Raw genomic sequence first — 20,315 nt, forward strand, 5'->3', positions numbered from 1 at the left:
CTTTGCATCAACATCGGAAATAATTAGGTCAATAAGCGCAGGTTATGAGGATCCGGGATATTGAGGTGTTCAGGGCGGTCATGAACGCGGGAAGCACGAGCAAAGCGGCGGCCCTGCTCGGCATTTCGCAACCGGCTGTGAGCCAGGCCATCAGGCGTCTGGAGACCATGGCGGATTTCGGGCTGTTCGAGCGCGTACGCAGTCGGCTCGTTCCCACCCAGGAAGCCGTCGCGCTGATGCGGGAGGTAGACCAGTACTTCCGAGGTTTCGAGGTCATCGAGCATCGAATCCGTAGTTTGCGATCCTACGGATTGGGGCGGCTGGCGATCGCCTGTCAGCCGGCACTCGGCACAGGCTTTCTGCCTCGCGTCATCGCGGCGTTCGATGCTCCGTCCAGAAACGTGCAAATATCGCTGCAGGTGATGAGCTCGCGGGAAGTGCATGAGAAGGTCGCGGCGGGCCAGGTGGATTTCGGCCTGATGTCCGACGAGATGTCGATGGCTGGCCTGGAGCACTCGGTATTCGTGCGTATGCCGGCTGTAGCCGTGATGAACCGGCATCACCCTTTAGCCGCGCGCCCTTTCATCGCCGTCGCGGATCTGCCTGAATTTCCCTTCATCGCACTGAATCCCGAAGACAGCACGAGGCTGCGCCTGGAAACACAGCTCACAGCACGCGAGATCCGCCTCAAGCCGGTCGTAGAGACGCCGTATTCGCACACCGTATGCGCACTGGCGCTCGCGGGAGTGGGCATAGGCATCGCTCATCCGCTCGTGACGCTGGACTTCGAGGAGCGAGGTCTTGTCGTGAAGCCGATTGACGTCGAGGTCATGTTCACAGGAGTACTGGTGTTTCGCCCCGGCACCCCACTCACGGAAACTGCGAGGCAGTTCATGCGGCACATGAGAATGCAGCTTGAACGGGACCAGAAGGCGCTCAAACTTGCGCTAAGCGCAGCGGCGGCAGAGGAGGACGAAGCCGCCGGTCGCAAGCGCAGTCGCCGTCCGGCAGGGGGGCGTGTGCCCCAAAGCCGCTAGTGCTCTGCTTCTCGGACTATCGGCGGTCACTATGCACTGCTATCCAACGCAACCAGTCTTCACATTACACAAACGACAGCGTGCATCCATTGCGCACCGTCGACAGGTGTGCGTCGGACACGCGAACGATCTTTCAATCGGGGAAAACCTAGCGTCGCCAAAAGCCTCGAGGAGTCGCGGATGCGTCGGCGACCTGCCAGTGCAACGTGTGCCGAATAGTCCCTCGTGAGCGTGGATGAGGGCGAACGCGAACCGGCGGTCTCCAGTTACGTCCAACATCGGCGGCGTACGGCAAACGGCCGCTTTGGAACTCGGTGGTGACATTCGCAGGAGCTAACCGAGAGGCAGGAATGGGTCGCGTAGCGCCATTCGAACCGTACGGTTCGCAAACGCTTAGCCTCGATGCGGGCGCTGATGGCGCAGCATCGCGACGCGCTCGCACGCTGCAAGGAAACGATCACATTGGCGGAGAAGATGACCGCCGAGCACGAGGCGCGCTACCGGGCCGCGCTTGCGGCGCTGAACGATGAGGCGCTGGCTGCGCTCACGCAGCGGGCGGCGAACCGGCTCGCGTGTGTTTCCGGAAACCGGCTCGCGGGGGCGACGGCGGTCGTGGCACGTGAACAGCGGTAACGGCTCGACGCCGCGCTCACGTCATTCGAGTGGCTCGCCGTGCGGCGGCTCGTCAGGGCATGTTACGGACTGGTGGTAAGCGGGCTGGTCTTCCTGCCGATCTTCCAGGCCATCCACTTCTGCGTAGCGGTGGCGATGGCATCGGGCAAGACCAGTCCGCAGGTCAGGCCGTTGTGGACTTCGTCCGCAAAAGGGGGACCGTAGCAACTGTAGGGAAAAGCCCGGCCGGTCTACGTGCGGCGGGGCGAGCGACAGTTCACTGACGAAGGTTGGGCCGTAGTGCTCCACTCCACTGACGCGGAATTGGAGATCATGCTCGCGGGCTTGCTTCTCGCGCGCCAGAAGTTCGGGCCTGGCATCGACCCACTGGGCAGTGAAGATTTTCTGGAAAGGACGGTCATGCTGTCCGTCGAACACCGTCTGGACGTCCGGTTTCGGGACGCGGCACTGGAGGCGCGGTGGCTGAACCTGATGCCCCTGCAGGCGCAGCAGGAGGAACTGCTGCGCGCGGAGCAGAAAGCCCGGTCTGTACAACTGCAGCGCATGGTCAGTGAGCCGCAACAGCCGCAGCCGAAGCCCTAACCGGAGCAATTGCCCGACGGGCCTGAATCGTAGATCAGGCGCGCTGTGTATAGCGCGATCAGTTCCTTGTCCATTGAGCGAAACTGGTCTATAAAGGGAAGCAAAACCTGATCCGGTCAACGTGCGATACACGACCGAGTACGCGTTAGCGGCCCGTGGTATTGACGTGCGCATGCACGCGCCGTAACGCAACACACGAAAGCCTGCGCAAGCAGGCTTTCGGCTTTCCGGATTCCGGTTTTCTCGCTGGTGGACTACCCAGCAGAGCTGCCCGATGTTGTGACGGACAGCATCTTCCTGCCTCGTCGATATCCGGGTCTCATGTAGACGGAGGCTGACATGAGGTCACTCACTGTTCGACACAGGCACCGACTGCCTGGCGGCTGGAACCGCGGCCGGTCACGGGCGCTGATGATTCTGACTCGCGAGCCCGGTTTCGCCCCGATTGGACTTCATCCTGAACAGTCAGTCGGGGCGAAGCACGCTCTCCTCACGTGGGCGACGGGAGGTGCCCGATGAGCGGCCTCTTTACCGCCGTGGGCGGCACGATCGAGAACGGCATGTCGACGTTCGTGAACAGCGTCTCGTCGGCCCTTTCCAGCGCCATCGTGCCGGTGGTGACCACGGCCGTCACGATCTGGGTCATTGCGTACGGTTTTGCGGTGATACGCGGTGAGGCCCACGAGTCGGTGCCCGCGTTTGCATGGCGTGGACTGAAAGTCGCGGCGATACTGTCATTCGCATTGGGCGCGGGCCTGTACCAGGAACAGGTTGTAAAGGCCGTTGAGGGCGCAACGACTGGCCTGGCCGGGACGATCCAGACGGCTGCCGCCAATGCCGGCGCGGGCAACGCGGGCTGCGGGTCGGTTGGCGCGGGCAGCGTGACGGGCACAAATGCTTCGGCAATCTACCGGACGCTGGACTGTTACGACCGGCAGGTCGATCTGGTGGTGGACGCCTATGCCGAAAAGGCGACGCACGAAGGGATGAGCATCGCCGGTATCGTCGCGGGTATCTGTGACGTGGTCGACGGCTGGCTGGCGGGCCTGGGCGGCGCGATTTTCCTCGTTGTTCTCGCCGTTGAGGTTTTGATGGCGAGGATGCTGCTCGATCTGGTTCTGGCTCTCGGTCCCATATTCATTGCGTGCGCCGCATTCGGACCCACGGCGCGTTTCTTCGAGGCATGGACAGCGAAGATCGCAAACTACGCGCTACTCCAGGTGCTGGTGGCCGGCTTTCTGGGGCTTGCGCTGACGGCGTTTTCCGCCGATCTCGCGCCTTTCCAGGTCACCACTTCGGCGCCGGATGCGAATGCGGCGGCACTTCTCGCAGCGGTGCATGCCGCGCTCGATGCAGGTGCGCCGGCCGCCGCTGCGCTGGGCATGCTGGTTACCGGACTGTTGCTTGCGGCAATCGGATGGCAACTGCCTTCAGTCGCATCGGGGCTCGCCGGTGGAGCGACGATGTCGGGGTTTGGTGCCTTTGTCGCGGGCTATGCTTCCCGCAGCGCGGTGAAAGCGCTCAGAACGCTCGTCGGTGCGGGGCGAGGTCCGGGTCGGCCCGGCGGCCGTATCTACGATGGGAGTGGTACGCGACGGAAATCGTCACCGGCATCCGCGGGGCAGGTACCGGCTTACCAGCGCGCGGCCCGGGAACATCTCCGCAACCCGGTTGATTGAGACGTTCTGGCACAGACGGATTGCGTGACCGGGCGCCGGCCTTGTCGGCACCACATCCGCCAATGGGCAGATATTATCGGCCGCTGCGGAAATACAGCCAGACAAGACTGATGGGCGCGATGAAGATGGCGAAGCCCCAGCAGAACAGCATCGTGAAGAGTTTTGCCGCGCCGTAGAGGAGGGCGGGAAAGACGAGAACTGTATCGCCCACGATGTAACCGGCCACGCTTTCGTAGACGAAGCGCGAGTAGGGGTAGAGAAGCGTATCCACCGCGATGACCACCTGCAGGTGGACTGGCAGCGCTAGCAACCCTTTGCCGTGCGTCGAGACGAGGAGAAGAAACACGGGAAAGAAGAGTCCGAACAGGAACTGGCGGACGTAGTATCGCGGCGACAGGCCGCCGAATGATCTCGCAAGGACCGCATGCATGGTGCCTCCCTTGTTCCCGGTGCAATGGCTGGGCCCGTTGGGCGTTGACGGCATGTCCGGTTTCCGTCAGGGCCCGTTCGCAGGTTGCTGCGAAGATGCATGCCGCGCGCACCGGACGTTGCATGTCAGGGCGATTCTGCCCCGGGTCGCCAGGGCGAGACACTGCCAATTTCAGGAGGCCCGCCCGTTAATGAGTTGGGAATTTCGGTCGACGGCTGGGTTATCACGTCGCGACCGAAACGCACATCAACGGCCGGCCCTCACGGGCCGCATTCCCGTTGGATGGTTCAAGTCGCACAAGGAAATCGAAGTCGCGTTCCACAAGCCTTGCAAACTGTTCCTGCACGGCATCGAGCTTGAGGAGACACTGCACATGCCAGTTCAACCCGACCATGATCCAGTCCGACAGGCCGTTCCATTCGCTCAGGAGGATGGCGCCAGCGGTGCCGTTTTCTTCGGCGAATTTCTCGATCCGTTTCTCGATGATGCGGGCGTCATCCCGAAGCATCATGCCGGAGATATGCAGCGATACGGCATGCGCGGTCTGGTCGTGCGCCAGATACACGGTGGCGATGCCACCGAGGTGTTGCCTGATCCGTTCGATCTGCTCCGCCTCCAGATCGTCGTGCACGGGCAGCGAGCCCGAAAGGACGTAAGTTCCCTTGTCCATGGCAGCCCTCCTTGTATGCTTGAAGTCATGTCAGTCGTCGACGACCGGTTCCATTTCGGTTTCGGTGCCCGTTGCGCCGAGCTGGCCGAGAATGAAGGCCTGGCGGTTCAGCAGTGCGTCCAGTTGCAGATGGAGATCGGCGAGTTCGTCGAGCAGTTCAACGTGGGATGCAAGCCCGAACGCAATGAACGACGGCTCGCCGTAGCGTTGCCGTCTGAAGATCGCACCCGCCGCCGCCCATTTCTGCGAGAACCGTGCGAGCATGTCCTCGACCCCATCCCAGGTGGATCTGGCTCAGCACAATGCCTGGGTGACGCATGAAGGCGCGAAGTCAAAACGTGCGCGCCCCGTGCCGCTCAACGAGGACGCGATCGGTATTCTCGAACGTCGCCTGAAAACCGCAAAGCGCTTCGTGTTCACCCGCGCGGAAGGTTCTGCAAGACGTATCACGCAGGTCGATGCCCGGGACTTCGAGCGGGCTTGCCGGATCATCGGAATCAAGGACTTCCATTGGCACGATCTTCGCCATACCTGGGCCAGCTGGCACATTCAGCGCGGCACGCCGCTGATGGTGCTGAAAGAGCTTGGGGGATGGGAAACCATCGAGATGGTCCAGAAGTATGCCAATCTCGCCCCGAGTCACCTGGCCGAACATGCTGGCACGGTCAAGTTTTGGTCAATCTCCGGGGAGCAGAAAGAAAAAACGCCGCTTGAAGAAGCGGCGTAGTTCCTTGATTCATCAAAACAATTCTTGGTAGGCCGTACGGGATTCGAACCTGTGACCAACGGATTAAAAGTCCGCTGCTCTACCAGCTGAGCTAACGACCCAAAAGAGAAGCGAAATTATAGCGATAGCCCCATGGACTGTCAACCTATAGGGGGTCGTCGAGTTATCCGCACTTCAGATAGTGAAAAGCCCGGGGTATCACTACCCCGGGCTTCCCGGCGAGAGGCGCGCGTGGCCGTTGATTTGGAGACTGCGCAGCCACTGCGCGTTACATCAATTGCTCAACCCTGAACGGCTACTTGATCTGCGACAGCTTGCTCTGAGCCGATTGCGCGACGTCCGAGCCGCCGTACTGCGCGACGATCTGCTCCAGGGTCTTCTTGGCCGCAGCCTTCTGACCTTGCTCGAGCTGATTGTTCGCAATCGCGAGCAGCGCTTCCGGCGCACGCGGATGCTGCGGGTAGTTCTTCACCACACCTTGCCAGGTCGCCGTCGAACCCTTGTAGTCGCGCAGCGCATACAACGCGTTGCCGAGCCAATACTGCGCGGTCGGCTGATAGGGGCTGTTCGGATACTTGGAGATGAAGCTGCGGAACGCCGTCGCCGCATTCTTGAAGTCGCCGTTGCGGAACAACTGTGAAGCCGCATTGAACGAATCGGTTTCACCCGGCTGCACCTCGCCCTGGACGCCGTCCACCGTCTGTTGCTGCGGCTCGAATTTCTTCAGCCGCGTGTCCAGATCGGTGTAGTAGTCCTTCTGCTGTTTTTGCAGCGTGGCGAGCTGGTTGCCCATATCCTCGTTCTGCCCACGCAACGTCGCGACCTGCTGATTCAGCTGGTCGAGGCGGTTGGACTGATCGAGGATCGTGCGTTGTGCGGCCGACAGTTGGCTCGACAGGCTATCGGTCTTCGAACGCAGGTCGAGAATGGCCTGACGGGCCTGATCGTCGTCGAACATGCCCGCATGCGCGGGCACAGCCGTGAAGACCGTGCCCGCGACACAGGCCGCTGCGGCAAACCGCAGCCAGGAGAAACGATGCGTCATTCGGCTCATCACCCGTTACTTACTGTTGGTACACGAGGTCGGCGCGGCGGTTTTGTGCCCACGACGATTCGTCATGACCCGTAGCTTGCGGCTTTTCCTTGCCGAGGCTCACGGCTTCCATTTGCGAGTCCGTCACGCCCATCAGCGACAGCGAACGGCGCACAGCTTCAGCACGCTTCTGGCCGAGTGCCAGGTTGTACTCGCTGGTGCCGCGTTCGTCGGTGTTGCCCTGGATCAGGACGTGACGTTGCGGATGGCTCTTCAGGTATTGCGCGTGTTGTTGCAGCAGCGATTGATAGTCGTCCTTGACCGAATAGCTGTCGAAGTCGAAGTAAATGCTGCGCTTGGCGAGCGGGCTGTTCGGATCGTTCAGCGGATCGACGTTGACCTGAGCGACATCGGTCGGATTCGGTTGCGTCGAAACTGCACCACCCTTGTTAGCGTTTTCGTCGAGCTTGACGCCCGAGTGACATGCGGCCAGCGCACCGAGCATCAATACGGCAAATGCGAAACGAAGTTTGGACATCATTTTGTTACTCTCCTTGTGTTATTGCATCAACGTTACTGCATAAACGGGCCCCAGGATGGCTCGCGTACGCTGCCGCCCTGAACGGACAGGACCTGCCGAGTGCGACCGTCGGTCGATACTGCGGCCAACACGCCACGGCCGTTCACCTGTGTGGCGTAAAGAATGTACTGACCGTTCGCCGCGAAGCTCGGCGATTCGTCATGTGTGGTGTCCGTCAGGCCCGTGGCCGTATTGCCTTGCAGGTCCTGGATGTACAGCTTGAACCCGCCGCCGACGCGCGAGATGTAAGCGAGTTGCTTGCCGTCCGGGCTGATGCGCGGGCTGGTGTTGTAGCTGCCCGTGAAGGTCACGCGTTGCGCGGCGCCGGCGTTCTCGCCCTGGGCCGACATCTTGTAGATCTGCGGTTGGCCGCCACGGTCGCTGGTGAAATAGATCGACTGGCCGTCAGGAGAGAAGCACGGCTCAGTGTCGATCGAGCTGCTTTGCGTCAGGCGCCGCAGGCCGCTGCCGTCCGCGTTGACGGAGAAAATCTGCGTGTTGCCGGTGCGTGAGAGCGCGACGGCCAGCGTGCGTCCGTCCGGCGACCACGCCGGTGCGCTATTGTTACCCTTCTGGTCCGATACGACCACGCGACGGCCCGTAGGCAGATCGTGGATGTAGACGATCGGCTTCTTCTTTTCGAACGAAACGTAAGCGACCTTGGTGCCGTCAGGCGACCATGCCGGCGAGATGATCGGCTCGGGGCTCGACAGCGCAATGTGCGCGTCCTGGCCGTCCGAATCGGAAATCTGCAATTGATAACGGCCGCCGGTCTTGATGACGTACGAGAGGCGCGTGGCGAACACGCCGCGGCCGCCCATCAGCTTCGCGTAGATGTAGTCCGCGACCTTGTGCGCGCTCATGCGCAGCCCGCTTTCCGGACTGACCAGCACGAGGCCGCCGAGGCTTTCGCCCTTGACGGTGTCGTACAGTTTGAAACGCACTTCATACTGGCCGTTCGGCAGACGGTTGACGCTGCCCGACACGAACGCGTTGGCACCCTTGGCCTTCCAGCTGCCGAGGTCAACGGAATCGGTTTCTGCGACCGGCGTGCTGCCCGCGTCGATATTCGTGAATTTCCCGCTGCGTTGCAGATCCTGACGCACGATTGTGCTGACCTGTTGCGGCGAGTTCGCTTCATTGGCGAAATTCGCCGTTGCGATCGGAAACTGGGTGGACCCGACGCCCGTCACGAGGACGTTGAGTTGTGCGTTGGCGGCGCCGCCCACGGCGATCAGGCACGACGCTACAAGTGTCCGCAGGCCTAGCTTGGTCATCAAACTCATGCTGAATGGTTTCCCCAAAAACGGTTTTACTAACACTTCATGACAGCAGAGAGACCCGCGAATAGCTAATTCGTTCCCGGGCGCGCCCCGCTGGACGGGGCGCGGCGTCTGCTGTCAACTGACTGTCAAACTGTTGCAATCAACCTGCTGGGCGCAACGTAATCTTGAAGCTGGTCGGCGTTTTCCCGTCGATGTCCTGAGGCATCGGATTGGAACGCTGAACGGCCCGCAGTGCCGCGTCGTCCCACGCCGAGTTGCCGCTGCTGCGCGCGATCTGCGCGTCGAGCAGCGTGCCTGTCGGCGAGCAGCGTACGGAGATGACGGTCTCCAGACCTTCCGTTTCGCCACCCCACGAGATGTTCGGGCGGACCACACGACGCACCTTGTCCGCGTAACCCGGCGATGTCGCCGTGCCACCCGAACCGCTACCCGTGCCGCTCTTCGCAAGCCCATTGCCGCTCGAGCCTTCGCCGCCCGCCGACCCTTGCATCTGGGCAAGCCGCGCACGACGTTCCGCATCCAGCTTCTTGGTCTGCGCCGCCGCATCGGCCTGAGCCTTGGCCTTCGCCGCTTTCTGCGCGTCGGCCTTCTTCTGCGCGTCAGCTTCAGCCTGTTTTTGCTGATCCTGCTGCTGCTTTTGCTGGTCGGCCAATTGCTGCTGCCTCAGTTTCTCGGCCTGTTGTTGCTGCTGTTGTTGCAGCTGTTTCTGCTTGGCCGCCGCCGCTTTTTGCGCGGCGAGCTGCGCTGCCTGATCGGCCGCCAGTTGCTGCTGGCGCTTCGCCTCGGCTTCCTGCTGGGCTTGCAGCTTCTGCAGACGCTGCTGCTCTGCCAGTTGCGCGAGGCGGGCCGCTTCCTGTTGCTGGCGTTTCTTTTCCTGCAGCGCGATATCGGCCTGTTCGTCCGGCAGCGGCGGGGCAGGGGCGACAGGCACGGGCGGCGGAGGAGGCAGGCGCGGGATGGCCGTATCGGGCACCTCGGTCCACAGTTCGGCTTCCGCGCCGGCCGGCGTGCTGTTCTGCCACTGAATGCCGTGGTACAGAAAGAATCCGAGCAGCGCATGCATCACCAGCGCGAACGCAAAGGCTCGCCCGGTGCCGCGTTCACGCGGAGGCTGGAGCGGGTATTCGGAATGCTTGCGGATCATTGCGATTTGACGAGCAGTCCAACGCGCTTGACACCCTGAGCTTTCAGCTCGGACATCACATTCATCACGACCTCGTACTTCACGGTCTTGTCGGCGGCGATCACGACCGGCTGGTCAGGATGCGATTGCGCACGGTCGGCGATAAAGCCGCGCAGATCGGCCTTGCTCATGTCTTCCTGCTGCTGCGCGCCGGAATCGTCCTTGTATTTGACGCTCATATTGCCGTCCGCGCGAATGTTCACGATCACGGGCGGCGTTTGCTGCTGGGGTGCAGCGCCACCAACGGTCGGCAGATTGACGATCGACGGGGCGACGAGTGGCGCGGTCACCATGAAGATCACGAGCAGCACGAGCATCACGTCGATGTACGGCACGACGTTGATGTCGGCCATCGCGCGGCGCGAACGGCTGCCGCGCATGCTGGAAGAAGAGCCTGCCATCGTGGACTCCTTACTGTGCCTGACGCTGCAAAATGTTCGAGAACTCTTCGATGAAGGTCTCGAAGCGGATCGCCAGACGGTCGATGTCGTGCGCGTAGCGGTTGTAGGCGACCACGGCCGGAATCGCGGCGAACAGGCCGATTGCGGTGGCGGTCAGTGCTTCGGCAATGCCCGGCGCGACGTTCGCAAGCGTAGCCTGCTGCACGTTGGCGAGGCCGCGGAAGGCGTTCATGATCCCCCACACCGTGCCGAACAGGCCGATATACGGGCTGACCGAGCCAACCGACGCGAGAAACGCCAGATTTGCCTCGAGCACGTCCATTTCACGCTGGAACGCGGCGCGCATGGCACGGCGTGCGCCGTCGAGAATCGCGCCTGAATCGTTCAGGCGCTTTTCCTTACCCTTCAGGAATTCACGCATGCCGGACTCGAAAATCCGTTCCAGTGCGCCGATCGTGTGGCGATTGTTCGCAGCGCTCTGATAGAGCGCCTGCAGGTCGCCGCCCGACCAGAAATCGCGTTCGAAGCGTTCAGTTTGCGCGCGCGCCCGGCGGATCGCAAACCACTTGCGGAAGATGAAAGTCCACGACAAAAGGGACAGCAGAAGCAGCAGCGCCATGACGGCTTGCGCCAGCAGGCTCGCATTAAGTACGAGAGAAACGATCGACAGATCTTGTGTAGTGTTCATAAAGGTTCGTTTTAACGTCCCGGAAGGGGGCGTCCGGCTGCAAGGTCACTCGAAGCTTGCCGTGAGCAAAACGGAAGCATCGGCGATATTGCAAGCCGAACCATGCTTTGTGTTGCTTGATCGATATGAGTTCACTGGCCCCGTAACAACGGGGTTCAGTCGTTGTCCGTTGACATACCGCCGCCGTTCACACCCGGCCCGCGCCGCAGCGCGGCGAGAACCGGTGGAGGAATCGCGGCCGGCCGCAGCGCAACGCGGTCGACACAGCCGACCCGGATGGCGCCGGTGGCAAGCAGCGTACCGTCACGCCACGCTTCCTGCGCAAAATCGACGGATGCGCGGCCAAGACGCTCGATTCGGCTTACCACGCTGACGACATCGTCGAGCCTGGCCGGCGCCCGATAGTCGACTGCTGTGCTGCGGACGATGAAGATCGTATCCGTTTCGTCGGCGAGCCGATTCTGGTCGACGCCACACGCGCGCAGCCATTCAGTGCGCGCCCGCTCAAAAAACTTCAGGTAGTTCGCGTAAAACACGATGCCGCCGGCGTCGGTATCTTCGTAATACACGCGGATTGGCCACGTGAAGCCGATTTCCGTGCCGGGCTGGCTGGTCGACATATTCATGCCGCGCATTTTACCGGAACGCACACCACGAGGTCTGTTTCAAGATGTGTGCCCCGTCTGGCGGGCCTCAGCCGGATTTTCAGCCGCGATGAACCGACAAAGCGGAGAACGATTGGGCCACCGGCATCAGTTCGATCGTGTTGATGTTGACGTGAGCGGGACGGGTGGCGATCCAGTAGATCGAGTCGGCGATATCTTCGGGTGTGAGCGCTTGTACGTTCTCGTACATTTTGGCTGCTTTTTCGTCATTCCCGCGGAAACGCACGTTCGAGAACTCGGTGCCGCCGCACAGCCCCGGTTCGATGTCGGTCACGCGCAATGCCGTGCCGGCCAGATCGGCGCGCAGGTTCAGACTGAACTGGCGCACGAATGCCTTGGTGGCGCCATAGACGTTGCCGCCCGCATACGGCCAGTTGCCGGCCGCCGAACCCAGATTGAAAATGTGGCCGCGGTTGCGCTCCACCATGCCGGGCAGGAGTGCGTGCGTGACCTGCACGAGGCCCGTGCAGTTGGTCTCGATCATGGTGTTCCATTCGTCGAGGCTCGCCTTTTGCGCGGGCTCGATGCCGAGCGCAAGACCGGCGTTATTGACGAGCACGTCGAGCGCGGCGAAATCGGCGGGCAGCGAGGCCGGCACGGCTTCGACGGCGGCGCGGTCGCGCACGTCGAGCTCATACGGCAGAAGTGCGTCGCCAAGTTCGTCGGCGAGTGCCTGCAGGCGATCCTTGCGGCGCGCGGTGGCGACGACGCGATGGCCGCCCTTGACGAAAGCGCGGGCGATAGCGGCGCCGAATCCCGCGGACGCTCCGGTGACGAACACGATCATTGCAGTTCCCTGGTTGGTAAAAGAGAAAGGTCCCAAGCCTACTTCCAATGCGGCGCTGCGGCAAGGATGAACCAGCCGCACAAACGGCTGGGGCAGGGAGGCTGAGCGGGTTCCGGGCGCGTTTTCTTCAGATGTTTGGGCGCCGCTCCCGGCAGCACCATGGCCGGCTTCGCGAGCGTCCGCGGGCCCGCCAGCAAGCCGGTTGCCTATTCGATCCTCTTCCAATAAACTAACGCGCTCAACCCTGCGTGACTGGCGATAGAACCGGTTCAAGCAATCGGGCTCAAGGTGGAACAACCCACCGTGAAGCGCAGGGTGCCGTTTTGCCGTTCGCCTGGGCAGCCGTGATCCGCGCGCATTGATCTGCGCTGGCGGTGGCTGTCCTGCCTCGCGTGTGCGGCGACTCTCTATCCGCCACGTCAGGGCTGGCCCAGCCGCCAGCAGCGTTGCGTACCCTCTACGCAAGATTCGGCGCACGATCCGGTCAACCTGAACACACTCAACGGAATCCGTATGTTTGACAGAGCCCAAAGCACCATCGCCAACGTCGATCCTGAACTCTGGAAGGTCATCGAGCAGGAAAACCGCCGTCAGGAAGAGCATATCGAACTGATCGCGTCGGAAAACTACACGAGCCCGGCCGTGATGGCTGCGCAGGGCTCGCAACTCACCAACAAGTACGCCGAAGGGTATCCGGGCAAGCGCTACTACGGCGGCTGCGAATACGTCGACGTCGCCGAGCAGCTCGCGATCGACCGCGTCAAACAACTGTTCGGCGCCGAAGCCGCCAACGTGCAGCCGAACTCCGGCTCGCAGGCGAACCAGGGCGTGTTCTTCGCCATGCTCAAGCCGGGCGACACCATCATGGGCATGAGCCTCGCGCACGGTGGTCACCTGACGCACGGTTCGCCGGTCAACATGTCGGGCAAGTGGTTCAACGTGGTGAGCTACGGCCTGAACGAAGCCGAAGACATCGACTACGACGCCGCTGAAAAACTGGCTCAGGAACATAAGCCGAAGCTGATCGTGGCGGGCGCTTCCGCATTCGCGCTGCGTATCGATTTCGAACGCCTGTCGAAGATCGCCAAGTCGGTTGGCGCGTATTTCATGGTCGACATGGCGCACTATGCCGGCCTGATCGCCGCGGGCGTCTACCCGAACCCGGTGCCGCACGCCGACTTCGTCACCACCACCACGCACAAGAGCCTGCGCGGCCCGCGCGGCGGCGTGATCCTGATGAAGGCCGAGTTCGAAAAGCAGATCAACTCGGCAATTTTCCCGGGCATTCAAGGTGGTCCGCTGATGCACGTGATTGCCGGCAAGGCCGTTGCGTTCAAGGAAGCACTGTCGCCGGAGTTCAAGGTGTATCAGCAGCAAGTCGTCGAGAACGCGCGCGTGCTGGCGGAAACGCTGGTCAAGCGCGGTCTGCGCATCGTCTCGGGCCGCACCGAAAGCCACGTGATGCTGGTTGACCTGCGCGCGAAGAAGATCACCGGCAAGGCAGCGGAAGCTGCGCTCGGCGCGGCGCACATCACGGTCAACAAGAACGCGATTCCGAATGACCCGGAAAAGCCGTTCGTCACGAGCGGTGTGCGCCTCGGCTCGCCCGCCATGACCACGCGCGGCTTTGGCGTCAAGGAAGCGGAGCAGGTGGGTAACCTGATCGCCGACGTGCTGGACAACCCGGAAGACGCAGCCACGATTGAACGTGTGCGTGCGCAAGTCGCCGAGCTGACCCGGCGCTTCCCGGTCTACGGCTAAGCCGCCATGCATTGCCCCTTCTGCCGTCACGCCGATACGCAAGTTGTGGATTCCCGCGTATCCGAAGACGGTGCGACGATTCGCCGGCGCCGCCGCTGCCCGGCCTGCGACAAACGTTTCACGACGTATGAGCGGGTCGAGCTGGCGTTGCCGTCGGTCGTCAAGAAGGATGGCAGCCGCACGGAATTCGACCGCCGCAAGATCGTCGCAAGCATGCAACTGGCGCTGCGCAAGCGCCCGGTTGCGGCGGACGCGATCGACGCGGCAGTCGCCCGCATCGAGTATCAACTGCTCGGCAGCGGCGAGCGTGAGGTGCGCAGCGAGCGCCTCGGCGAACTCGTGATGAACGAGTTGCGTGCGCTCGATACCATTGCCTATGTTCGTTTCGCCTCTGTCTACCGGCGCTTCGAAGACGTCTCCGAATTCGAGGACGTGATCGAGGAATTTCGCCGTGCCTCTTCTCCTCCCAAGCCGCCCCGCAAGCGCTGATTGCTGTCGCGCCTGAAGTTGCGCCCCAGTTTCTGTTCTCCGCTGCGTAGGTTCGCGCTTCTGCATCTCCGCTCCCGTTATGGTTCGTTACGCGTGCATTTTTGCGCGGGATAGCGTCTGAGTGCCACCTGGCCATTCGGCCGATTGTCGACCCGTTTGCGAATCGCTAGATTGACTGTATTCTTTGAAACGATCAGGGATGCAGATGAATTGGGATGCAGTCTGTTTGAGGCCACGCCGCGGCTTTACGCTTGTCGAAACGCTGGCGGTTGTCGCGCTGCAGGCGGTCATCGCGGTGATGGCGACGCCATCGTTCGTTGCATGGCACGTGCGGGATCAGGTTGACGCACGCGCGAAAGCGCCTGCTTCGACGCTCGCCTATGCGCGCAGCGAAGCATTGCGCCGCGGTGCTCGCGTCACCGTATGCCGAATCGACGCGGCGCGGCATTGTCTTGCCGTAGGGCAAGCGTGCGGCAATGGCGTCACCGACTGGTCGTGCGGCTGGGCCGTCCTGGTCGAACGAGGTGGCACGGTCTCGCTATTGCGCGCGCATCCTTTGCTTGCAGCGGTCAGCATCACCGGGACGCAGACAAATCTCACGTTTGCGCCGCCGGCGGGGCAGTTGATCGGCACCTTTCGCAGCTTTGATATCGCGCCACGCGTGCCGTCGAAAGCGACTAAGGGGGACAAGTGGCGGCGTTGCATCCGCGTCGCGGCGGGAGGTCGTGCGCGGATTGTCGAGAGCGCGTGTGGAGCGGCGTCATGAGCCGACATCCTTCGAACCTATGGGCGCGTAACGTCCCGGCAAGGTGCCCACCAAGGCCCTCCACAAGGTGCTCGTCAAGGCGTTCAACAAGGCATGCGGGCAGTTCGCTGATCGAAGTGATGCTGGCCATTGCCCTGATGGCAGTGACGGCGCTCGGATTGATCGCCGGTCAATTGTGGACTGCGCGCGAGGCCCGCGCGACGGCGATGCGCGAGCACGCGGCGTGGATTGCCGATTCCGTTGCCGAAGCGATGCGCGAGCCCTCGGCAGGCGATTCGTCGGTCAGGCAATGGAGCGCGCGAGCAACCGCCCTGTTGCCGCGGGGCGAAGCGTCGGTAGGGGAAAGCGGCGGCGTGTTGCTCGCACGTGTCACATGGACGGCGCTGCGTGACACGCCACGCGCCAACGATGTCATCGACAAACCCGAGTCGTGTGGTGGTGCGGAGGTTCCAACAAGCGCCTCATGCGTCGCGCTGGCGTTCGCGAAATGAAGCGCCGTATAGACAGCACACGCGGTCATACGCTCGTCGAATTTGTGATCGCAATTGCGCTTGGGCTGGTGGTGACCGCAGGCGTGGTTTCGCTCTATACAACGCAGCGTAATGTGTTCGAGCGCGCGGGCGATGCGATGCGAATCCGCGAAGCCGGCCTGAGCGCGCTGACGCTGATGGGTCAGCAACTTCAAATGGCCGGCTTCGTGCCCGCGGACGTCGTGAGGTTCAATAGTCCGCCACCCTTATTCGGTTGTTCGGGAGGACGCCCGACCGGTGCGGACGACAACCTTGTCTGCGAGGCGCTGGCAAGCCGCTCCGACGGCATCGTGGTTCGTTATGTCGGGGACAACGTCTCGACGTGGGCGTCAACGACCGGCCAATCGACCGACTGCCTCGGCAAGGCTGTAGCGAGCAACAATGCGGCACTCAATGGGCAGGGTGTGTTGGTGGTCAACCGATACTTCGCCAGGATCAGCGGGTCGACGGGCGAGCCGGAACTTTACTGTGAAGGCAATGGCAAGGCGGGGTCCGCGCAGCCGTTGGTAGAAGGCGTCGAGCGCGTGCGACTCAAGTACTGGCCGGTCGGCGGGTTGGGCGCAATAGACGCGTCGGGGGTGACGGCCGCTCAATGGGCGAAGATCGTCGCCGTCGATCTCTGCGTGCTCGTCCGCGGCGCGCCGCAAGGACGGCGTGTGCGCTATGTCGATTGCGACGGCGCGAGCGTTCCTGGCGTCGACATGCGGGCGCGGCAGGCTTTCTCGAGGCGGGTGGCGATACGCAATCACGCGGCGGACGCCCTGTGACCGGAGGCCTTTGTAACCCAACGCTCCGCGTTTCATCGAAACGATTGACACGTCTTATCCGTACTGGTCGTCGATCGCGTGTTCGCCATCGCGGTATCGTCCTGCCGATCGTCCTGCTGATTTCCGCGATGATGTTGACCACCTCCGCGGCCTGGTTCGCAACATCGCGCGCAGCGCCAACAATGTGCGCGACTATTTGCAGGCATTTCATGCAGCGGATTCGGCGCTGACCTTGTGCGCCCGGAACGCTGTCGCCGCGACGGCTTTCGAGCCGCAGCCGGTGGCGCCGCTCTCATCCGGCGAGCCGACGCAATGGAAGCACGAAGCCGCCTTTGAGGCCGGTGCCGTCGTGCCGGTCGCGCAATGGCCCGGATCGTTGCGTGCGCCGCAATGTCTGATCGAAGCCTGGCGTCTGGGCACGCGCGCCGATGCCAGAGCGTATTTGTTGACTACGCGTGGCTTCGGTCGGACCAAAGAGTCGCAGGTGTGGTTGCAGATGGAGCTCGTGATCGCAGGCGGGCAGATCGAGCGCCATTGGCGTCGCGTCGCCGCACGCCCATTTTGACGGGAGGTTTATGACGAGGCCGCGCACATCCGCATTTACGCTGCTTGAATTGATGATCGCGCTGGCAATAGCCGCGGCGCTGGTCGTGTTTGCCGTGCCGTCATACCGGAGCCATGTCGCGCGAACACACAGGATTGACGCGGCATCCGCTCTTTATCGGGCAGCGCAATTCGTCGAGGGAGCGGCAGGCAATGGGACCGCAACACTGCCACCGGGTCTGGATCAGGCGCCGCAATTCGGCACGCCACTCTACCGGTTGCAAGTGCTGCCGGCGGACGACGCAAACGGTGGCTATTCGGTAGAGGCAACGCCGATCGAATTCGGCCCGATGCGCGACGATGCATGCGGCACCTTCACACTGGATGCGACAGGGGTGCGGGGCAACCGAAGCAGCGCAAACGCTACAGCGCCGCCAGGCAGCGAGTGCTGGAATACGAGCTAGGGAGCACTGGAATACACGCCAGGAAGCGCTACTGGGAACGAGCCGACCCGAGGATCAAAGCGCAACGGCAAACAAATAGCCTGTTTTTGCACCGCGTTTCAATACCCGCTATCAACAGGCTCTTTCTTGCCCCTGGTCGACTTGGCGGAATCATTCTTCATCTGCTTCCAGATTCGATACGCTTCCCACCCGGCCAGCGCAAGACTACCCCATTTGAGCGTGGGTTTTGCGCCCGCTACGATAGTCGCGCGCAGCGGCTTGGCCAACAGAATCGAAGCGATCGAACTGATGAGCGGGTACTGTTTGAGAAGCGCGCCAATGCTCCCTGCATTGAGGATGCCCGCCTTCGATCTGCTACCCATGCGCATGCCGCCGAAGCCCGGCAGAATGAATTTGAGCCAGCTGAAGTGCGTGACGGCTCGCCGCAATTCGATGGTTGCCTGGGCGAGTTCCATGCGCTCGACATCCGCGCGCACCAGCAGCAATTCCTTGCGCAGCGCTCGCAGATGCGGCGCGCTCAGATCTTTAGCCTGGTAGCGTTTGTTGCGAAATGCGTTATCGGAGTGGGATTGGCTCATGGCGTGTCGGCGGCAGTGGAAGTGGGGCGGTAAATCAGTGCTGCAAATCGCTCGAGGCGTTGGCGAAGTATCTGCAAAAAGGCGTACCGCGCTTGAGGCGCGCCCGTGAGCCCACTACGCCTGCCGTATCACGGTTTGCGAAACACCTCGCGGTCCTTTTCAAACTCGGCAAGGGTGGCTTCGAACACCATTGGGGCATTGCGCAAACCGCTGCGCGCTTTCAGTGCACAGGCTATCCCCGCAATGGCATAAACCACCGTGATGCCGGCAAGTGCCTGCAATCGGTAGGTGTCCCAGAACGCGATGGCGATCAGCGCCGTCAATGCGATCAAGGCCATTGTCGCGAGCATCATGGCGGCGAGGCCGAGGAACAGCACGCCAAGCAGACGATCTTTTTCTTCGGCGAGTTCGATACCGACCAGTTCAAGCCGCGTTTGCAGAATGGCAAACACGGATCCGATGATACGGCGCAACGGACTATGTTCGCCGTGCTGCGATTGTGTTTCGATCGTCATGGCTTTGGGCGTTGCGCGTGAAGGGCTAACTGGCGCGCAAAAACGAGCGCGCCAAGAGAAGCGGACCGGCCAGAAGTGCGCCGGTCAACTTGATTCGCTGGTGTGCCGGGCGCGATTGGCTCCGGCAGTGTCACCAGTATTATTTGCGGTTGATCAACAGCCCCAGCAGTACGCCGACGCCCGCGGCAATGCCGATGGATGCCCACGGATGCTCGTGCACGTAATCGTCGGTAGCGCGTGCGGCCTTCTTACCTTTCTCGACCACCACGACCTGTACGTCAGCCGCCTTTTCCTTAGCCTGCTTCAGGCGCGTAAGCGCCGTTTCACGCAGTTCCGAAGCGCGCTCGCCGGTGGCGCTCGCGGCCTGTTTCAGCAAATCTTCAGCGTCCGCGAGGACGGTTTTGATATCCGACATCAATCTCTCCTTGTTGACTTCCGACATTGACAGCTCCCTTCGTCTCACGCCACGCGTGAATCGTAACCAAAGAAACGGCTGCTGGCGAGCGCAGCGCTCAGTTCATGAAAACGAACGCACGAACCGTTCCCGGTTGAAGCAAAACCTTAAAACTTCACTTTGCAGCATCGCGTGGCAAAGTTTGCCAAAGATGGAGTTGATCTGTCCCGCAAAGTTTCCACTAAATCGGCGAAAATTACAAAAACGCATAAAGTTGTGACGCGATGTTGGTTCGTCGTGTACCGTCGCTCCCGTATGCTGTAGTTTTGCCAGGCGCGCTTTAGCATGGCGTCGCGGGCGAATGCTCGCGCGGAATGTCCGAATACAATCAAGGAGCTGCTTCATGAGTCTACGTCTTGGCGATACCGCACCGGATTTCGAACAGGAGTCGAGTGTTGGCCGCATCAAGTTCCACGAATGGCTGGGCGATAGTTGGGGCGTGCTGTTCTCGCACCCTGCTGATTTCACGCCGGTCTGCACGACCGAGCTGGGTTTGACGGCGAAACTGGCCGGCGAATTCGAGAAACGCAATGTGAAGACGATCGCGCTGTCAGTTGACAACGCCGAGTCGCACAAGGAATGGATCAGGGACATCAACGAGACGCAAGCCGCCAATGTCGGCTTCCCGATTCTCGCCGACGGCGATCGCAAGGTCTCCGAGCTGTACGACATGATCCACCCGAACGCCAATGAGACCCTCACGGTCAGGTCGCTGTTCGTGATCGATCCGAAGAAGAAGGTGCGTTTGATCATTACCTACCCGGCCAGCACCGGGCGCAATTTCGACGAAGTGCTGCGCGTGATCGACTCGCTGCAACTCACCGACCACCACTCGGTTGCCACGCCCGGCAACTGGAAGCAGGGCGATGACGTGGTGATCGTGCCGTCGTTGAAAGACGAAGAAATCATCAAGCAGAAATTTCCGAAGGGCTACAAGGCACTGCGCCCGTACCTGCGTATGACGCCGCAGCCGAACAAGTAAGCAAGTAGGCAGCGGATGCTTCACGAAGCGCGCCGTTAGCTTCAACGCGGTGGCGCAACGAAAAAAGGCCGGTTCAAATGAACCG

General features: G+C 61.8%; 26 protein-coding genes, 1 tRNA gene, 1 pseudogene and 1 riboswitch. Of the genes and pseudogenes, 13 read left to right on the forward strand and 15 right to left on the reverse strand.

Going from position 1 to position 20,315, the window contains the following annotated elements; genetic code table 11:
* Window positions 1-44: 44 nt before the first annotated feature.
* The 4 genes and pseudogenes from B0G76_RS37765 to B0G76_RS37780 all read left to right on the forward strand — a co-directional run bounded on the left by B0G76_RS37765 (window position 45) and on the right by B0G76_RS37780 (window position 3,931).
* Window positions 45-1,037, forward strand: a complete 993-nt coding sequence (locus B0G76_RS37765; protein WP_259460939.1) for a LysR substrate-binding domain-containing protein — start codon at window positions 45-47, stop codon at window positions 1,035-1,037.
* A gap of 396 nt (window positions 1,038-1,433) precedes the next feature.
* Window positions 1,434-1,874 (forward strand): annotated as a pseudogene (locus B0G76_RS37770) (hypothetical protein); the annotation flags it as partial.
* Between the two features lie 30 nt (window positions 1,875-1,904).
* A complete protein-coding gene (locus tag B0G76_RS37775; RefSeq protein WP_120297776.1) occupies window positions 1,905-2,252 on the forward strand; it encodes an LPD7 domain-containing protein in 348 nt (115 codons plus the stop codon).
* 515 nt (window positions 2,253-2,767) lie between these two features.
* Entirely contained in the window at window positions 2,768-3,931 is a 1,164-nt protein-coding gene (locus tag B0G76_RS37780; RefSeq protein ID WP_120297777.1) for a type IV secretion system protein, read from the forward strand.
* A 73-nt stretch (window positions 3,932-4,004) separates the two neighbouring features.
* On the opposite strand, the gene B0G76_RS37785 is transcribed toward B0G76_RS37780, so the two are convergent.
* The 3 genes from B0G76_RS37785 to B0G76_RS37795 form a co-directional block, all read right to left on the reverse strand.
* Window positions 4,005-4,361 carry a hypothetical protein gene (locus tag B0G76_RS37785; RefSeq protein ID WP_120297778.1) on the reverse strand — a complete coding sequence of 119 codons (357 nt, stop codon included), beginning with the start codon at window positions 4,359-4,361 and terminating at the stop codon, window positions 4,005-4,007.
* 223 nt (window positions 4,362-4,584) lie between these two features.
* Window positions 4,585-5,031, reverse strand: coding sequence for a hypothetical protein (locus tag B0G76_RS37790; protein WP_120297779.1), 447 nt, complete (start codon window positions 5,029-5,031; stop codon window positions 4,585-4,587).
* Window positions 5,032-5,061: 30 nt separating this feature from the next.
* A complete protein-coding gene (locus B0G76_RS37795) occupies window positions 5,062-5,295 on the reverse strand; it encodes a hypothetical protein (RefSeq protein ID WP_183082294.1) in 234 nt (77 codons plus the stop codon).
* On the opposite strand from B0G76_RS37795, the gene B0G76_RS37800 reads away from it, so the two are divergent.
* Window positions 5,294-5,758 carry a site-specific integrase gene (locus B0G76_RS37800; RefSeq protein ID WP_120297780.1) on the forward strand — a complete coding sequence of 155 codons (465 nt, stop codon included), beginning with the start codon at window positions 5,294-5,296 and terminating at the stop codon, window positions 5,756-5,758. The two genes, B0G76_RS37795 and B0G76_RS37800, sit on opposite strands and share 2 nt — an antisense overlap.
* A gap of 25 nt (window positions 5,759-5,783) precedes the next feature.
* Here the strand turns inward: B0G76_RS37800 and B0G76_RS37805 are convergent.
* The 9 genes from B0G76_RS37805 to ydfG form a co-directional block, all read right to left on the reverse strand.
* Window positions 5,784-5,859, reverse strand: a tRNA-Lys gene (locus B0G76_RS37805).
* Window positions 5,860-6,053: 194 nt separating this feature from the next.
* A complete protein-coding gene (gene ybgF, locus B0G76_RS37810) occupies window positions 6,054-6,803 on the reverse strand; it encodes a tol-pal system protein YbgF (protein WP_120297781.1) in 750 nt (249 codons plus the stop codon).
* 19 nt (window positions 6,804-6,822) lie between these two features.
* A complete protein-coding gene (pal, locus tag B0G76_RS37815) occupies window positions 6,823-7,332 on the reverse strand; it encodes a peptidoglycan-associated lipoprotein Pal (RefSeq protein ID WP_120297782.1) in 510 nt (169 codons plus the stop codon).
* Between the two features lie 32 nt (window positions 7,333-7,364).
* Window positions 7,365-8,657, reverse strand: coding sequence for a Tol-Pal system beta propeller repeat protein TolB (gene tolB, locus B0G76_RS37820; RefSeq protein ID WP_120297783.1), 1,293 nt, complete (start codon window positions 8,655-8,657; stop codon window positions 7,365-7,367).
* Between the two features lie 139 nt (window positions 8,658-8,796).
* Window positions 8,797-9,801 (reverse strand): cell envelope integrity protein TolA, encoded by a 1,005-nt coding sequence (gene tolA, locus B0G76_RS37825; RefSeq protein ID WP_120297784.1) that lies wholly within the window; start codon window positions 9,799-9,801, stop codon window positions 8,797-8,799.
* Window positions 9,798-10,241, reverse strand: coding sequence for a protein TolR (tolR, locus tag B0G76_RS37830; protein WP_120297785.1), 444 nt, complete (start codon window positions 10,239-10,241; stop codon window positions 9,798-9,800). Before tolR ends, tolA begins: the two co-directional genes overlap by 4 nt.
* Window positions 10,242-10,251: 10 nt before the next feature.
* Window positions 10,252-10,929: a protein TolQ gene (gene tolQ, locus B0G76_RS37835; RefSeq protein ID WP_012431821.1), complete on the reverse strand. Its 678-nt coding sequence runs from the start codon at window positions 10,927-10,929 to the stop codon at window positions 10,252-10,254.
* A 155-nt stretch (window positions 10,930-11,084) separates the two neighbouring features.
* Window positions 11,085-11,564 carry a tol-pal system-associated acyl-CoA thioesterase gene (gene ybgC / locus B0G76_RS37840; RefSeq protein ID WP_120297786.1) on the reverse strand — a complete coding sequence of 160 codons (480 nt, stop codon included), beginning with the start codon at window positions 11,562-11,564 and terminating at the stop codon, window positions 11,085-11,087.
* A gap of 70 nt (window positions 11,565-11,634) precedes the next feature.
* Complete coding sequence (ydfG, locus tag B0G76_RS37845) at window positions 11,635-12,381, reverse strand: bifunctional NADP-dependent 3-hydroxy acid dehydrogenase/3-hydroxypropionate dehydrogenase YdfG (protein WP_120297787.1); 747 nt, start codon at window positions 12,379-12,381, stop codon at window positions 11,635-11,637.
* A gap of 238 nt (window positions 12,382-12,619) precedes the next feature.
* Window positions 12,620-12,728: riboswitch (ZMP/ZTP riboswitch) on the forward strand.
* A gap of 166 nt (window positions 12,729-12,894) precedes the next feature.
* Between ydfG and glyA the strand changes: the two genes are divergently transcribed.
* From glyA to B0G76_RS37885, 7 genes are all read left to right on the forward strand, one after another.
* Window positions 12,895-14,142, forward strand: coding sequence for a serine hydroxymethyltransferase (gene glyA, locus B0G76_RS37855; RefSeq protein ID WP_120297788.1), 1,248 nt, complete (start codon window positions 12,895-12,897; stop codon window positions 14,140-14,142).
* Window positions 14,143-14,148: 6 nt separating this feature from the next.
* Entirely contained in the window at window positions 14,149-14,631 is a 483-nt protein-coding gene (gene nrdR / locus B0G76_RS37860) for a transcriptional regulator NrdR (RefSeq protein WP_091796645.1), read from the forward strand.
* Between the two features lie 205 nt (window positions 14,632-14,836).
* Window positions 14,837-15,397, forward strand: a complete 561-nt coding sequence (locus tag B0G76_RS37865; RefSeq protein ID WP_120298091.1) for a GspH/FimT family pseudopilin — start codon at window positions 14,837-14,839, stop codon at window positions 15,395-15,397.
* A gap of 119 nt (window positions 15,398-15,516) precedes the next feature.
* Window positions 15,517-15,888, forward strand: a complete 372-nt coding sequence (locus B0G76_RS37870; RefSeq protein WP_259460940.1) for a hypothetical protein — start codon at window positions 15,517-15,519, stop codon at window positions 15,886-15,888.
* Complete coding sequence (locus B0G76_RS37875) at window positions 15,885-16,694, forward strand: PilW family protein (RefSeq protein WP_120298092.1); 810 nt, start codon at window positions 15,885-15,887, stop codon at window positions 16,692-16,694. Before B0G76_RS37870 ends, B0G76_RS37875 begins: the two co-directional genes overlap by 4 nt.
* Window positions 16,695-16,878: 184 nt before the next feature.
* Window positions 16,879-17,259 carry a hypothetical protein gene (locus B0G76_RS37880; RefSeq protein WP_310793971.1) on the forward strand — a complete coding sequence of 127 codons (381 nt, stop codon included), beginning with the start codon at window positions 16,879-16,881 and terminating at the stop codon, window positions 17,257-17,259.
* Between the two features lie 10 nt (window positions 17,260-17,269).
* The gene (locus B0G76_RS37885; RefSeq protein ID WP_120297790.1) at window positions 17,270-17,701 is read left to right on the forward strand and encodes a type IV pilin protein; all 432 of its coding nucleotides are present in this window, start codon (window positions 17,270-17,272) and stop codon (window positions 17,699-17,701) included.
* Window positions 17,702-17,799: 98 nt separating this feature from the next.
* On the opposite strand, the gene B0G76_RS37890 is transcribed toward B0G76_RS37885, so the two are convergent.
* The 3 genes from B0G76_RS37890 to B0G76_RS37900 form a co-directional block, all read right to left on the reverse strand.
* Window positions 17,800-18,279: a DUF3318 domain-containing protein gene (locus tag B0G76_RS37890; protein WP_120297791.1), complete on the reverse strand. Its 480-nt coding sequence runs from the start codon at window positions 18,277-18,279 to the stop codon at window positions 17,800-17,802.
* Between the two features lie 128 nt (window positions 18,280-18,407).
* Window positions 18,408-18,794: a phage holin family protein gene (locus B0G76_RS37895; protein WP_120297792.1), complete on the reverse strand. Its 387-nt coding sequence runs from the start codon at window positions 18,792-18,794 to the stop codon at window positions 18,408-18,410.
* 139 nt (window positions 18,795-18,933) lie between these two features.
* Entirely contained in the window at window positions 18,934-19,236 is a 303-nt protein-coding gene (locus B0G76_RS37900) for a YqjD family protein (protein WP_094780836.1), read from the reverse strand.
* Window positions 19,237-19,591: 355 nt separating this feature from the next.
* Between B0G76_RS37900 and B0G76_RS37905 the strand changes: the two genes are divergently transcribed.
* Entirely contained in the window at window positions 19,592-20,230 is a 639-nt protein-coding gene (locus tag B0G76_RS37905; protein ID WP_120297793.1) for a peroxiredoxin, read from the forward strand.
* Window positions 20,231-20,315: the final 85 nt, after the last annotated feature.

This window comes from Paraburkholderia sp. BL23I1N1, assembly GCF_003610295.1.
In the GTDB taxonomy this organism is placed as follows: domain Bacteria; phylum Pseudomonadota; class Gammaproteobacteria; order Burkholderiales; family Burkholderiaceae; genus Paraburkholderia.

Excerpts from the sequence above, each read along its gene's own strand:
- B0G76_RS37765 (WP_259460939.1), top strand. The coding sequence starts at position 45 with ATGAGGATCCGGGATATTGAGGTGTTCAGGGCGGTCATGAACGCGGGA.
- B0G76_RS37780 (WP_120297777.1), top strand. The coding sequence starts at position 2,768 with ATGAGCGGCCTCTTTACCGCCGTGGGCGGCACGATCGAGAACGGCATG.
- B0G76_RS37785 (WP_120297778.1), bottom strand. The coding sequence starts at position 4,361 with ATGCATGCGGTCCTTGCGAGATCATTCGGCGGCCTGTCGCCGCGATAC.
- B0G76_RS37790 (WP_120297779.1), bottom strand. The coding sequence starts at position 5,031 with ATGGACAAGGGAACTTACGTCCTTTCGGGCTCGCTGCCCGTGCACGAC.
- B0G76_RS37800 (WP_120297780.1), top strand. The coding sequence starts at position 5,294 with ATGTCCTCGACCCCATCCCAGGTGGATCTGGCTCAGCACAATGCCTGG.
- B0G76_RS37795 (WP_183082294.1), bottom strand. The coding sequence starts at position 5,295 with ATGCTCGCACGGTTCTCGCAGAAATGGGCGGCGGCGGGTGCGATCTTC.
- ybgF (WP_120297781.1), bottom strand. The coding sequence starts at position 6,803 with ATGACGCATCGTTTCTCCTGGCTGCGGTTTGCCGCAGCGGCCTGTGTC.
- pal (WP_120297782.1), bottom strand. The coding sequence starts at position 7,332 with ATGATGTCCAAACTTCGTTTCGCATTTGCCGTATTGATGCTCGGTGCG.
- tolB (WP_120297783.1), bottom strand. The coding sequence starts at position 8,657 with ATGAGTTTGATGACCAAGCTAGGCCTGCGGACACTTGTAGCGTCGTGC.
- tolA (WP_120297784.1), bottom strand. The coding sequence starts at position 9,801 with ATGATCCGCAAGCATTCCGAATACCCGCTCCAGCCTCCGCGTGAACGC.
- tolR (WP_120297785.1), bottom strand. The coding sequence starts at position 10,241 with ATGGCAGGCTCTTCTTCCAGCATGCGCGGCAGCCGTTCGCGCCGCGCG.
- tolQ (WP_012431821.1), bottom strand. The coding sequence starts at position 10,929 with ATGAACACTACACAAGATCTGTCGATCGTTTCTCTCGTACTTAATGCG.
- ybgC (WP_120297786.1), bottom strand. The coding sequence starts at position 11,564 with ATGCGCGGCATGAATATGTCGACCAGCCAGCCCGGCACGGAAATCGGC.
- ydfG (WP_120297787.1), bottom strand. The coding sequence starts at position 12,381 with ATGATCGTGTTCGTCACCGGAGCGTCCGCGGGATTCGGCGCCGCTATC.
- glyA (WP_120297788.1), top strand. The coding sequence starts at position 12,895 with ATGTTTGACAGAGCCCAAAGCACCATCGCCAACGTCGATCCTGAACTC.
- nrdR (WP_091796645.1), top strand. The coding sequence starts at position 14,149 with ATGCATTGCCCCTTCTGCCGTCACGCCGATACGCAAGTTGTGGATTCC.
- B0G76_RS37865 (WP_120298091.1), top strand. The coding sequence starts at position 14,837 with ATGAATTGGGATGCAGTCTGTTTGAGGCCACGCCGCGGCTTTACGCTT.
- B0G76_RS37870 (WP_259460940.1), top strand. The coding sequence starts at position 15,517 with ATGCTGGCCATTGCCCTGATGGCAGTGACGGCGCTCGGATTGATCGCC.
- B0G76_RS37875 (WP_120298092.1), top strand. The coding sequence starts at position 15,885 with ATGAAGCGCCGTATAGACAGCACACGCGGTCATACGCTCGTCGAATTT.
- B0G76_RS37885 (WP_120297790.1), top strand. The coding sequence starts at position 17,270 with ATGACGAGGCCGCGCACATCCGCATTTACGCTGCTTGAATTGATGATC.
- B0G76_RS37890 (WP_120297791.1), bottom strand. The coding sequence starts at position 18,279 with ATGAGCCAATCCCACTCCGATAACGCATTTCGCAACAAACGCTACCAG.
- B0G76_RS37895 (WP_120297792.1), bottom strand. The coding sequence starts at position 18,794 with ATGACGATCGAAACACAATCGCAGCACGGCGAACATAGTCCGTTGCGC.
- B0G76_RS37900 (WP_094780836.1), bottom strand. The coding sequence starts at position 19,236 with ATGTCGGAAGTCAACAAGGAGAGATTGATGTCGGATATCAAAACCGTC.
- B0G76_RS37905 (WP_120297793.1), top strand. The coding sequence starts at position 19,592 with ATGAGTCTACGTCTTGGCGATACCGCACCGGATTTCGAACAGGAGTCG.